The following is a 13,229-nucleotide window of genomic DNA, read 5'->3' on the forward strand; positions in this document are numbered from 1 at the left end:
GTTCAGAGTGGATTCGGTTGTCGTGTTTTAATGCTTCCTGGCTGTTTTGATTGGGCTTTGGGCAGAATGGAACTTCCATTTAATGTAAGACACAGTGATGAACAAATAATTCAAAATACCTGCTTTAGTTTCTGTTTTTCCAAAAGCCCCCCAATTAAGAGACATGTTGACCTGTCCATATTATTTACTTTCCATTCTCGCATTGTTACTGGTTTGTATGTTGAATCAGGTCTCAAGTAATGAAGTTGTTACCGTTGACAACCAACCCATTTCGGCAATCGTAGATCAATTTAACAATCTTCCCTCCCAGCCTATGGCTTTACCGCTTAAAAGGGATTTAGCATTTGATGAAAGTGGCGGACATATACAGGGTATTCAACTATTCCTACAGGATGGAGAAATATCAGCATTCCTTGCTGGGTCTTCAAAAGATGCGGCTTATGTTGCCCAAGTTAATCTGGGGAAAGAAGCTCAGGTAGAGACCATCGACACCTTAATGCTTTCTCCCTTCAGACATGCAGGTGGTTTCCAGATCTATGATCATTTTTTGGCGGTGGGGATTGAAGACAATTACGCAAGGACTACCTCCAAGGTAATGATTTACGATCTAGGAGTGGATAAAAATTGGAAAAAGCCAGTTTACACACTAGAACGAAATGGTCCCTATGAACGGTCCACAGCCGGAGCTATTGGAATTACCCGGTACAAGGATGAATTCATCTTAGTGGTGGCGGACTGGAACGCCAGAAACCTAGATTTCTATTCATGTCCCTTCGTATCCTTTGAAAAGAAGACAGGGCACTTTACGCAAATTGGGAGTTTGGAAACCGCCTCCATGGAGAGGTATTCATGGTCAGATACCCTTTGGCACTCCTACCAGAATATTAACTTGCTTGCGGATGAATCAGGACTATATGCCATAGCAATGGGGAGAGATCTTCAAGACAATCAGGTTGCGGACCTGTTCACCATTACTTTGGAGGCTTCTATCGGGAACCAAATTATTTCTCCGGTAGAAACAGAAAGCCTAAACCAATTAACATCCCTAGAACTAGTAAATAAATTTTCCCCCCGGGAAATATCCCTTAATAAAATATCCACCAAGCAATTTCAATGTCAGGGTGGAGCAGATTTTAGAGCAGGGGCTGGAGTTTTCCATTCAGGATCGGGCCTTGTACTAGCAGCGTCTCCCAATCACATGGACAATTTAAGCTCTATTAATTTATTCGCCATTCCAGCAGATTTGTTGATTTCAACGCCTATCGGTACCCTTCGTGTTAATGATTAACTGTTATAGGTATTCTTCCAAAAATGCATCTATATAGTGCTGACAATATTCATTCACCTTAACAGCCAAATCCATGGTATGCGGCCAGCCTTTCAGTCGATGATAATGATGGGGCACTCCAACTTCTTCAAGCCAAACAGCCAAGGAATCGGATTGAGAAACAGGAACTACTGAGTCTATGGTGCCATGGAAGATCAACGTTGGTGGTGCAGCAGGAGTGATGTAGAATCTTGGAGATGCCTGTTGGTATATATCTGGCTGTTCTTCATAGCTCGCCCCTAAAAACGAAATTGGCTCGCTCCTATCTTTAGCCTCATCAGTGGTCAAGTCAGTGGGGCCATACAGGTTGACAATTGCCTTAACTGAACTGTTTTCATCAAAGGCACAATCCCCACCAAACAAATGGTCATCACCTCCGTATCCAACCATCATAGACAAGTGACCACCTGCCGACCCTCCAATCAATACGATCCGCTCCGGATCAATACCATACACTCCTGCGTTTGCCTTGACCCACTTTACCGCACAGTTTACATCCTGTACTGCCGCTGGAAATTTAGCTATGTGTGACAAACGATACGACACGGTAATTGTGACATAGTCCTTTCTGGCGTAATCAATCAGGTATGGGAGGTAATCCGAGCGCTTACCGCTTTTCCAAGCCCCGCCATGGATAAATATCATTACTGGTTTGGGGTCGCCAATAGCTTCTTTTTTGCGATAAATATCAAGCTCCAGAGAAACCGAGTCGATGGTTTTGTAGGTGATATTTTCCTCAGCTAATATATCATCAGAGACTACCGGAGCCCGGTCAATCAATTTTAATGTCCCCAACCCATAGGCGATCTTCATAGTGGTTTCGTTCCAATAACCCGGTGGAGGCTGAATGTTTCCTTCTTGAGTGGAAGAATTCACACAGCCCATAAGTAAAATGAACGGAATCAAATAACTCTTTAATCGTCTGCTCATATCTATTTTTGATTAAACTCCAGTAGGATAAGGGACATCATGTTTTTACCCTCCTGACAATGTATGGTACCTTAACATTAAAGTCACCCTCTATTGGAAGATAGCTTTTAATATTATTCCTTAATCTTTACTTTTTCTGGACACCTTCTTTCTGGTTCAAAAAATCCAATACCCACCTATATGCACGGGAGGGAGTATACAAAAATTGAACGATCATGGGGATATGTTTTTTTCTTTTTTGAAAATAATAGAGCGGTTGGGGGTCAAAAGGTTTATAGGCTTCCCTAAACCGTTCTACACCAATAGGAATGCTCGGCTCAGTTCTACCACCTACCATGATCATCATGGGAGGCATCTCCGCATGCAAGTGGTATAGGGGCGACGTATCTTTCCAGACCTGCGGGTCATCGGTAAATGCCCTTAGATGCGAAGTCCCTGGGGCATTATTGGCCTGTTCCAAATAACTATACATATCCAACCCTGCTGGATCTATCAAAACAGCTCCGGCAATGGGGTTATCGATGCCCAAGGTATCGAAATACTCATCCCTAACGGCTATCAATGCCGACAGGTGTCCACCTGCGGAATGTCCCGAAACATAGATTTGGTTGGGGTCCCCTCCGTAGTCAGCGATATTTTTCTTAACCCACTCAACGCCCTTTGCCGAGGCTTTGGCCATAGCATGTACCTTGTATTCCGGCGCGAGTGGGTAATCCATGATGACCATAACAACTTTGCGACGAGCAAACCTATTCCCTATGCGGGTGTAAAGCTCCTTTTTCCCCGATCTCCAACTTCCCCCATGGATAAATAACATTACGGGATAGGTGTATTTTTGATTCCTCGGAGCAAAAACGTTCAGTTGCTTTTCCGGTAGTTCTCCAAGGAAGCCCTCCTCCATATAGGTGATATCCATAGACCTAATAACCCTATTGAGCGAGCATGAGGAAAAAAACACAAGTGTTATAGGTATCCAAGCGGAAAGGAAAATGATTTTCATAGGCGGTAAAATCTTTCATCAAATTATGCAGCATACACTAACTACCTGTTTTTTCACCGTCAGGCTACTGGTAATCCCTAAATGCTTTCCAAGAAAATAAATTCTGGTTACTTTTACTAAAAATCAGGAATTATTTAAAGTTAACGACGGGTCTAAAATTGCTTTGGTTGATTTTGAATTCTTCCTTCCAGTTACAACAAAGGGGTAGATGATTAAATTTTTGGACCTTCAAAAAGTCAACCGGCAATATGCCGCTGAATTGAAAACCGCCGCAGCGGAAGTTATTGATTCAGGCTGGTATCTCCGGGGAGAACGTACCGATAAATTCGAACGTGAGTTGGCGGACTATCAACGGGCCAGTCATGTAGTTGGTGTCGGCAATGGATCGGACGCTCTCCGACTGATTTTCAAAGGGTATTTGGCTTTGGGAATCATGCAAGAGGGAGATGAAATCATCGTTCCTGCCCACACATTTATAGCTAGTATTCTGGCCATTACCGAAAACCGTTTAAAACCTATTTTTGTCGATATTGACCCAAAAACATGGAATCTGGATTTATCCCTTTTAGAGGAGCATATTACCTCCCGGACAAAAGGAATTTTACTGGTACATCTTTATGGAAGAATTTGCTGGGACAACAAGTTGTCCATTCTGGCGGAAAAACATAACCTTAAGTTTGTAGAAGACAATGCCCAAGCAATTGGTGCGGAGTGGCAGGGCGTAAAAAGCGGTTCCCTGGGTGATGCCGCCGGTTTCAGTTTTTATCCTGGGAAAATTTTGGGTGCTTTGGGAGATGCTGGTGCCGTTGTCACCAACGACGCCGCACTGGCAGAAATAATCAGGGAATTGGCCAACTATGGAAGCACTGAAAAATACATCTATAATTTGCAGGGGATTAACAGCAGAATGGATGAAATCCAAGCTGCATTTCTATCGGTTAAGCTCAGGCACCTTGATCAGGAAATCACTGTCAGACGAAAAATTGCCTGTTATTATTTGGATCAAATCTCCAATCCCGAGATTACGCTTGCGGAATTTCCACAGCCACTGGGTAACCCCTCCCATGTTTGGCATTTATTCTGCATACTGTGCGGTAAACGGGATCTATTCCAAGAATATCTCTGTAAGCACCAGATAGAAACTGTTATTCATTATCCCAAGCCACCTTATTTGCAAAAAGCATATAGCATTTATGACCAATTACAATTTCCCCAAACCGAAAAAATAAGCCGTGAGGTCATCAGCCTCCCCATCAGTTCTGCTCTGACTGAAAAAGAAATAAAAGCTGTAGTAGGTATAATCAATGGATTCAGGTCATAAATATTTACTAAGTTGAATCTGTGCTGAGTTTTAATTCGTTATTTGTATAAGACTGCGAAAATTGATCAGAAATATTTTGGAGGATATTGGTGGGTTGAGAATCGGAATAGCAGTATACTTTAGCCAATTATTTTCGATGGCAAGAGATTCAGGGTGATACGGTAATTATATTGTGTTAGGCTACTCCTGCCTTAAATAAATGGTGTGTTTTATGTTGAGAAGAATTGTTGATTTTTCTGTAAGTCTGATTGCCTTGGTTGTTACTTTCCCGATTTGGATAGGCGTGGCCTTGCTTACGCTGTTTTTTCATGGACCTCCTGTAATATTCTTCCAAGTAAGGCCGGGAAAAATGGGGAAACCTTTTAAAATGTTAAAGTTCCGAAGCATGGCCAATAGCAAAGGAAGTGATGGGATATTACTCTCCGATGAGCAGAGAATTACCGAATTTGGCAGCTGGATAAGGTCTACTAGTTTGGATGAAATTCCCAGTCTTTTGAATGTGTTGAAAGGAGAAATGTCGTTGATCGGACCAAGACCGCTATTGGTTGAATACAATGAACTCTACAATGATTTTCAACGAAAACGCCTTTCTATAAAACCGGGGATTACTGGCTGGGCGCAAGTAAACGGCCGTAATGCAATCTCATGGGATCGGCGGTTCGAACTGGACGTATGGTATGTTGAAAACCGCTCTTTTTTGTTAGACTTGAAAATACTGCTCAAAACCGTGAAAAAGGTATTCAAAAAGGAAGGCATTAGCCATGAAGGAAATGTGTCAATGCCTATTTGGAAGGGCAATAAAGATTAAAAAAATCATCCCAAATCCCTTAATTTCTACATCAAGGCCATCGGTTGGGTACGGTATGTTAGGACAGGATTCGCTTAGCTTTGGGGAGCATCAACTAAAGACGGCTCAAAAAAATATACCAAAACTATCCGACGACCCGATTCCAATGCTGCCCCTAGTGGATCATGATCCGATAGTCTAAGGTCACGTTTAACTACAACTATCTGCTCCATACAAATGATAAACCTTTTGCTGGTGTATAGGTTTTAATTTAATGAAAAAAGAACTATCAATGAATTCGGCAGATATAGACCGAATAATAGAAATGGCATGGGAGGATCGGACACCATTTGATGCAATTATGCGCCAATTTTTGCTCACAGAACAAGATGTTATTGAACTAATGAGAAAAGAAATGAAACTTAGTTCTTTCAAAATGTGGCGGAAACGGGTGCAGGGCAGAAGTACCAAGCATATGGCCCAAAATGTAGATCACCGATTTAAATGCTCCAGGCAACGAAACATCACCGGAAATAAAATCAGCAAAAGAAAATAAGGCATGTCCATTTAATTTTTTTGACGCAATAACGTCTGGAATTCAAATTTCACAAACCTAAGCCTAGAGAGCACATGCTCCACATTTTTCTAGATTTAAATGAAATCTAATTCGTTATGTGGTTTTTGTTTTTTACCTAGATTTATGAGACATCCGAATAGATCTACAAAACCATAATTAAATAGTTTGTATTACAAATACAAGAAATCTTATATTTGTAATACAAACTATTTATATTTAAATGATAATCAGTATAATCATGCTTTCAAAAAGTGACTTAAACAAAATAGTAGAGGATCAATCCCTTTTCAAATCCAACAAGAAAATAGTGCCCAGGAAATTAACATTTCCAATGGGCTCAAAAAGAATTGTCATCGTTTCCGGAGTCAGAAGATGTGGCAAGAGTGTTTTGATACGGCAACAATTTATAGAGTTCAATGATGCCATATATGTTAATTTTGAAGATCCCCGATTAGTGGGCTTTGAACTGGAGGATTTTACGAGACTGGAGGAGCTCATGGTTGATAAAAAAAAATCCAATCTATTATTAGATGAAGTTCAAATCATACCGAACTGGGAAATTTATGCCCGAATAGCTAACGAAAAGGGAACGGCATTATATATTACTGGATCAAATGCAAGCATGTTAAGTAGGGAATTAGGCACAAAATTAACTGGGAGATACAGTCAATTTGAGTTATTTCCATTTAGCTTTCTTGAATTTCTGGATTACATGGACCTTGACAAGAATAAAGAAAGTTTCGATGAATATTTTGAATTAGGTGGGTTCCCGGAATACATCACTGATAAAGAAAGTGATTATTTTGGGACTTTGTTGAGGGACATTCTTACAAGAGATATAGCTGTAAGAAAAAATATCAATAACGAAAAGCAGCTAATACGGCTTGCTGTTTTTTTAATGAGTAATATCGGCAAAGAACTAAGCTATAATAAAACCTCAAAACTGCTCGAGTTTAAATCAGTCCGAACTGTTATTGACTATTGTGATTATATGCAAGAAAGCTATTTGATGGAATTTATTCCTCTTTTCACTACATCTATCAAAAAGCAAATAGCAAATCCTAAAAAGGTTTACAGCGTAGATCCGGCATTTGCAAAGGGGAATTCTCTTTCATTTAGTCAAGACTTGGGCAGAAGACTGGAGAACTTTGTTTTTTTACAATTACGAAGAAAATACAAAAATATATATTACTATAGAAATCAAAAATCTGAATGTGATTTTCTAGTAAAAGACCGAGAAGCAGTTGTCTTAGCTGTTCAAGTGTGTTGGGAGGTGAATTCAGGGAACCTTGATCGGGAAATAAAGGGAATCAAAAGAGCAATGGAGGAAACCGGAGCAACGGAAGGTTTCATCATCACCTATGATCAGATTGATTATATAGATGAAATAGAGTTGATACCCGCTTGGCAGTGGCTGGCTGAATCCTGAGAAAATTGGCCGCTTCATCTGACCTTGACATGTAGAACATTTTCAGAATATCCAATAAGGCCAGCTATTAGATTGCCTAAATTCTCCTTTGTTGTTAGGTTCCTCCGTAGTTGATTCAATCCTAACAGTACTCGATCCAAAGATCGAGTACTGTTATACCTTTGGTTCTTGCTGACTGAGGCAATGAAAAGATCCCAAGCCCCAGATTATATCAAGGGAGTCAACTCCCACCACATCTCTATCAGGGAAACAATCTGCAATTATTTGCAAGGCCTTTTCGTCATTTTTATCCCGAAAGGTGGGTACAACTACCGCAGAGTTGGCAATATAGAAATTGGCGTAGCTGGCTGGAAGCCTCGTATTTTCATAAATGACAGGTGCCGGCATAGGCAATTCAACAACATTTATTGCCTTTCCATTTAGCAATCGAAATCCTTCCAGCATCTTTAGATTTTCTTTTAGAGGCTGGTAATTCTCATCATTTTTATTTGACTCAATGGCTGTTATTACAGTATCTGCTGAAACAAATCTAGTGATGTCATCAATATGTCCGTCCGTATCATCTCCAATGATGCCTTCCCCGAGCCATAGAATTTGCTTTACGCCATAATAATCTCTCAAATAGGTTTCAATTTCCTCCTGGTTAAGATGGGGGTTTCTGTTTGGGTTTAGCAGGCAGGCTGTGGAAGTAAGAAGCGTTCCTTCCCCATTAAAGTCAACAGAGCCTCCTTCCATGACGATTCCGGGATGAAAGCATGGAATACTTAAGTAATCTGCAACTTTCCCAGGTATCAAGTTATCTAAATCGTAAGGTGGATACTTGTCCCCCCAGGCATTGTACTTCCAATTTACGACCACTTTCTTCTCATCAGCATTAGGATTAATCAAAAATGCAGGCCCATGATCTCTGCACCAAGCATCATTGGTGGGGAAAAAATGAAAGTGGATATTTTCCATAAACGCTCCAGCCTTTAACAATTCCTCGGATGCGAAATTCATCATGACCTCGTCGGTAAGCATAATATTTACCGTTTCACCTCGCGAAATGTAAGCTACAAATTGGGCGTAAGGTGGGTAAATCAGCGATAATTTACCCGGCCATGATGCTTCCTTGTGTGGCCAACTTAGCCAAGTAGCTTCATGATCAGCAAATTCAGCCGGAAAATAATAGCCCAAATTTGCCGGGACTATTCCTTTTAATTCAGCCATGCCGGACGCCTTATTCTTCATCCAGATATCTGTTTAAAAGTGGTTCATAGGAATCAATTCTACGATCACGGAGAAACGGCCAATGAGTTCTATACCGATCCGATCCCTCTAAGGATATCTCTACTACCTGAAGTATTTCTTCGTCATGGGGAGCTTGGTAGACTACCTTGCCAAACGCATTGGTCACAAAAGAACCACCCCAGAATTTCATGTTTGCCTCGCTGCCCACTCTATTTACTGAAACTACCGGCACTCCGTTGGCTACGGCATGCGAACGCTGAATGGTTTGCCAAGCCTGATATTGTTCATCATTGGTATCGATATCCTGATCCTTATGCCAACCTATAGCAGTCGGGTAAAATAGAATATCAGCACCTTTAAGAGTAGTTATCCTTGCCGCCTCGGGATACCATTGATCCCAGCAAATTAGAATTCCCAAGTTCCCAAAACGGGTTTTAAAAACCTTGTAGCCTAGGTCTCCGGGTGTAAAATAAAATTTCTCATAATAACCGGGATCATCCGGGATATGCATTTTTCGATATTTACCCAGATATTCCCCGTCGGCATCAAGAACGGCAGTGGTATTGTGATAGAGACCTTCTGCACGTTTTTCAAAAAGCGAGGCGATTATTACCACTCCCAATTCTTTGGCCAAACCTCCCAAAGTATGCGTAGATGGCCCCGGTATGGACTCTGCCAACTTGAAGTTTTCATAATCTTCCACATCACAGAAATAAAGGGAACGAAACAATTCCTGCAAGCAGATAATTTGGGCACCTGCCTGTGCCAAATCCCGAATTCCCTTTGCTGTCTTTTCCATATTTACCTGTGGGTCCTTATCACAGGCTATTTGTAAAACCCCAACGTTAACTACTTTTCTTTTCAAAATGAACTTAGTTTTTAATTGTCTACTTTTTCCGATTTTGGTTAGATTGCTAATTTCCCACTTTGTTAGGAAATAAGCATCTTCTGTTGGTTAATAACAGGATTGGCATACATGGCGAGGAAATTTTGAACAGCAACGGGATTGTCGATATCTACTCCCTGTCTGAGTCGATTTTCAAACTGCTCCTTCTCTTCTGACGTATAATGACCCCTGTTTTCAGACGAGTTATTTAACATATCAAGGGCGATATAATTGGTGGGCCACAGTTGATAATTGGAAATAATTGCCTTATCAATTTCCTCCGAGAGAAGGCTCATTTGTCGGTTGAGATTTAACTCACCACTGAAGATTTGATCAATTTCTTTATCCAACAAATTGCCCAAAGCAATATGAATGCGCTTCTTTTGACCCATAATGCCACTTAACAGTGTTCTGAAATCCTCATTCTTCTCCTTGACGTATATTTCCGCCCTTGACTTTGCCAAAAGTTCAGGCATTTTCAAAACGTCCGTAGGATCATTTTCGTATGAGATGGAAACGGGTACTATTTTCAAATGTTTGAAAAAGCTTGCCATGTTTTCACCATCTTCACAAGCAAGGGAAAGCATCTTAAGCACTCCCTTCTGTGTCCGGTCATTTCCATCTTTAGTTCTACCTTCGCGTTGGGCTATCCATACGGAACGATTTTCGTAGAAAATCGAGTTCATGATATACTCGGAATTTAGTTTGGAGCTATCGAACATAGCTCTGGAACTTAATCCCCTGAAAACTATAAAATTACGAGTTAACCTGGCTAAATTTCTAAGAAAGGGCTTTTTAACTAAGTTATCCCCAATGGCTGACGTGGTCATTTTCCCGCCATGCTCATACAACATAGCATTTAGAAGGGAAGTATCTAGAATAATATCCCGATGATTAGAAATATACAGATAGGCCGTGTTTCTATCGATCTTTTCAAATCCAGAAGTAGTTAAACCTGCTGAAGTTTTCTCCAAGACTTTTAGAACAGCGTGATATATAAAGTTTACCTGAAAATCCCTAATGGAATGTGTTCTCAGTAACTGTTCCACCCATTTTTCCTCCGGAAGTTCCGGAAAAGTAAAGTGCATAATCGCCTTCATCATAGGGTGATCAACAATCTCCCGCAAAGCGTCATTCACTTCACTATCATAAAAGGGTCTAATCGAATCAAATTTGGACATATAGGTTTACTTACGAAGGCGCAAATTACAAAAAATGATTAAGGTATCCTGTATTTCATCCATAATACGTACACACTATTCACTCGAATACCGCCACATTTTTCATGATTGCCTCCAATCAAGTAAGTCTAAGAAGAAAAATCCCAGATCAAAATCAATCTGATCTGATTAATATCGATTTGATTAACCGATCAAAAATGCATATTGAAATAGCAAGGCCTCCAATTGGAGGCCTTGCTATAGCTATTTTATTATAGTTTCCTAAGTACTAAATTCTTCCAAGAGATCTTAAGGCCTCCCCCGCTATGGATTTGAAGTGCTATTTGGCCTTCACCTTCTCCAATTTTCTCATCAGAAAAATCCACCATTTCGACTCCGTTCAGCCAAGTAATTACGCGGTCACCCTGTACCCTTATTTTGATTGTATTCCATTCTCCAAATTTGAGATTTTTGTCCTTTTCCGGATCTGGCTTTATGAGCCAACCTCTCCCATAAGACTCGTATATCCCGCCAGTGTCATCGCCGGGAGGAGCTACTTCCACCTGCCAACCTGACACTTTAGTTCCTTCAAAATTAGATCGAAAGAATATGCCACTATTCCCGTCTCTGTCTTGCTTAAAATCCCCGGTAAGTTCAAAATCTTTATAGTTTTCCGTAGTGCCCAAATATCCGTACTCCGCATCAGGACCGCTTTCAGAAACTAAAATGCCGTCTTCCACATACCATTTTTCTGTTCCATACACTGTCCACCCTGACAGGTCTTTTCCATTGAACAATTCTACTTCGTCAGAAGAAGCACATCCCATCATGATGGCGATGGCCAATCCTAAAATCATCGGTTTCTCTATCAATTTCATCATTTTATAGTTGTTGTTTAAATAAGTTTCATGTTAACTGGATCCCAGCTTATAAATTTATCCTGGAAATAACTGTCATTGCAAAGTAATGCAGGGGCAGCGGCCCGAAAGCCAAAGACAGGGTCTTCAACGACTGAACCACCTTCACGTATAGCGGTGAAAAATTTCCCAAAATGATCGTAGTGGGCTCCTTTATATCCCTGCTCTACCTTATAGATCATTTCTCTCGGCGGTAAAATCCTCTTACGGTCATCCGAAGCTTGGTTTAACTTTGCCTGCTGCTCAAGAAATGGATCATCACTTACTGCCTGCAAATTAGATTTCACGACAACTTCATCCCATTTGACATCCATGGATCCCTTACTCCCTACCACTTTCAAGTAAGTAGATCCACTCGTTCCGTCTACAAAATTACAACGCAAAGAAAGATTGAATCCGGGGTGTTGCTCGCTATCCGGATACTGAAACATTCCTAGCAAAACATCAGGGACTTCCCGACCATCTTTCCAATATCTCAATCCTCCCATTGCGGAAATCTTATCAGGTCCATAGGAGTCGGTAATAAAATGAAGACTTGTGAAAAGATGGACAAAAAGGTCGCCTGACATACCAGTTCCATAATCCAGGTAATTTCTCCATCTAAAAAATCTCAATGGATCATAAGGCCTACTTTGCGTATTGGAAATATATCTATTCCAAGCCACATTTTGTTCAGAAGCATTATTGGGGATGGCGTACTGCCAAGCACCTTCAGGAGAATGCCTTGCCCAGAATCCCTCCGCATAATTAAGATCTCCTATGGCACCTGCAGCAAGCAATTCTTTTGCCTTTTCATTACCAAGGCTGGAAATCCCCTGACTCCCGATAATGAATACCTTGCCTGATTTCTTCCAGGCATTAATTACCTCATGGCCTTCCTTTACCGAATGGACCATAGGTTTTTCACAATAAACATGTTTACCAGCATTCAAAGCATCAATGCTAATCTGCTTGTGCCAATGGTCTGGAGTACCTATAATAACAGCATCTATGTCCTTCCTTTTTAGGACCTCCTTATAATCCATAGTGGTGTAAAGGTGGTTCCCCCACTTTTCTTTGGCCGTTTCAAGCCTTCCCTGAAACAGATCACATACAGCTACGACTTCTACATTTTCATGTTGAAGAGCCGTATTAAGATCTTGAGATCCCATAATCCCCGCTCCTATTAAAGCAATACGGATAACATCATTGGTTTGAAAAGCAGATTTCCGAGTAAGAATAGAAACCTGTGGCAAATCATCCGAGGCAAACACTTCGGGGACAACTGCGGAGGCAGCACCGGCCAAACCCAGTTTCTTCAAAAACGATCGTCTATTATTTTGCATTAAGTTTTTCATTAAATTCGATACAAGATAAGAATAATGCGTTTTATTCTTATAATTTTTTACAGAATTAAGCCAACTTAGCTAATATTTTTGAACAAATGACATCTATTTTCAGCAGGTCCGCAGTTTATTTACTCTAAAAAAAATCAATTTAAGAAAAATTAATGCAATATGAGTAAAAAAATAGTATGACTGTTAAAAGCAAACAATAAATAGTTGTTTTTACATAAGTTGAAATAAAAAAAGTGTTCAAAACCTATAAACGCAAAAAAGCCCCGAACGTATGTTCGGGGCTTGTGATAGGTAAGGCGGCGACCTACTCTCCCGGGTGTAACCCCAG

General features: G+C 40.6%; 13 protein-coding genes. 5 read left to right on the top strand and 8 right to left on the bottom strand.

Translation table 11 applies throughout. The features are described from left to right. Positions 1–217: 217 nt before the first annotated feature. Positions 218–1,288, top strand: coding sequence for a hypothetical protein (locus FQ608_RS10720; RefSeq protein ID WP_158858225.1), 1,071 nt, complete (start codon positions 218–220; stop codon positions 1,286–1,288). A 3-nt stretch (positions 1,289–1,291) separates the two neighbouring features. Here the strand turns inward: FQ608_RS10720 and FQ608_RS10725 are convergent, their stop codons facing one another. Together FQ608_RS10725 and FQ608_RS10730 are read right to left on the bottom strand one after the other, a co-directional pair. After that, positions 1,292–2,257: an alpha/beta hydrolase gene (locus FQ608_RS10725; RefSeq protein ID WP_234364164.1), complete on the bottom strand. Its 966-nt coding sequence runs from the start codon at positions 2,255–2,257 to the stop codon at positions 1,292–1,294. Positions 2,258–2,384: 127 nt separating this feature from the next. Next, entirely contained in the window at positions 2,385–3,257 is an 873-nt protein-coding gene (locus FQ608_RS10730) for an alpha/beta hydrolase (protein ID WP_158858226.1), read from the bottom strand. A 208-nt stretch (positions 3,258–3,465) separates the two neighbouring features. Between FQ608_RS10730 and FQ608_RS10735 the strand changes: the two genes are divergently transcribed. Further along, positions 3,466–4,578, top strand: a complete 1,113-nt coding sequence (locus FQ608_RS10735; RefSeq protein WP_158858227.1) for a DegT/DnrJ/EryC1/StrS family aminotransferase — start codon at positions 3,466–3,468, stop codon at positions 4,576–4,578. A gap of 211 nt (positions 4,579–4,789) precedes the next feature. After that, positions 4,790–5,386: a sugar transferase gene (locus tag FQ608_RS10740; protein ID WP_317168915.1), complete on the top strand. Its 597-nt coding sequence runs from the start codon at positions 4,790–4,792 to the stop codon at positions 5,384–5,386. A 74-nt stretch (positions 5,387–5,460) separates the two neighbouring features. Here FQ608_RS10740 and FQ608_RS10745 read toward each other — a convergent pair whose 3' ends face one another. Beyond that, on the bottom strand, positions 5,461–5,598 hold the full coding sequence (locus FQ608_RS10745) for a deoxyribodipyrimidine photo-lyase (RefSeq protein ID WP_158858229.1): 138 nt from the start codon (positions 5,596–5,598) through the stop codon (positions 5,461–5,463). Between the two features lie 41 nt (positions 5,599–5,639). On the opposite strand from FQ608_RS10745, the gene FQ608_RS10750 reads away from it, so the two are divergent. Together FQ608_RS10750 and FQ608_RS10755 are read left to right on the top strand one after the other, a co-directional pair. Further along, complete coding sequence (locus FQ608_RS10750; protein WP_158858230.1) at positions 5,640–5,921, top strand: TIGR03643 family protein; 282 nt, start codon at positions 5,640–5,642, stop codon at positions 5,919–5,921. Between the two features lie 352 nt (positions 5,922–6,273). After that, entirely contained in the window at positions 6,274–7,371 is a 1,098-nt protein-coding gene (locus FQ608_RS10755) for an ATP-binding protein (protein ID WP_234364167.1), read from the top strand. Between the two features lie 153 nt (positions 7,372–7,524). On the opposite strand, the gene FQ608_RS10760 is transcribed toward FQ608_RS10755, so the two are convergent. The 5 genes from FQ608_RS10760 to FQ608_RS10780 form a co-directional block, all read right to left on the bottom strand. Next, on the bottom strand, positions 7,525–8,601 hold the full coding sequence (locus tag FQ608_RS10760; RefSeq protein ID WP_234364165.1) for an agmatine deiminase family protein: 1,077 nt from the start codon (positions 8,599–8,601) through the stop codon (positions 7,525–7,527). Continuing rightward, positions 8,591–9,466: a carbon-nitrogen hydrolase gene (locus FQ608_RS10765; protein WP_158858232.1), complete on the bottom strand. Its 876-nt coding sequence runs from the start codon at positions 9,464–9,466 to the stop codon at positions 8,591–8,593. The genes FQ608_RS10760 and FQ608_RS10765 overlap by 11 nt, the downstream gene beginning before the upstream one ends. 65 nt (positions 9,467–9,531) lie before the next feature. Beyond that, positions 9,532–10,668, bottom strand: a complete 1,137-nt coding sequence (locus tag FQ608_RS10770; RefSeq protein ID WP_158858233.1) for a 1-acyl-sn-glycerol-3-phosphate acyltransferase — start codon at positions 10,666–10,668, stop codon at positions 9,532–9,534. 251 nt (positions 10,669–10,919) lie between these two features. Beyond that, the gene (locus FQ608_RS10775) at positions 10,920–11,528 is read right to left on the bottom strand and encodes a 3-keto-disaccharide hydrolase (protein WP_394351653.1); all 609 of its coding nucleotides are present in this window, start codon (positions 11,526–11,528) and stop codon (positions 10,920–10,922) included. 14 nt (positions 11,529–11,542) lie between these two features. Continuing rightward, a complete protein-coding gene (locus FQ608_RS10780; RefSeq protein ID WP_158858234.1) occupies positions 11,543–12,889 on the bottom strand; it encodes a Gfo/Idh/MocA family protein in 1,347 nt (448 codons plus the stop codon). Positions 12,890–13,229: the final 340 nt, after the last annotated feature.

This window comes from Lunatibacter salilacus (genome assembly GCF_009797935.1).
GTDB lineage: Bacteria > Bacteroidota > Bacteroidia > Cytophagales > Cyclobacteriaceae > Lunatibacter > Lunatibacter salilacus.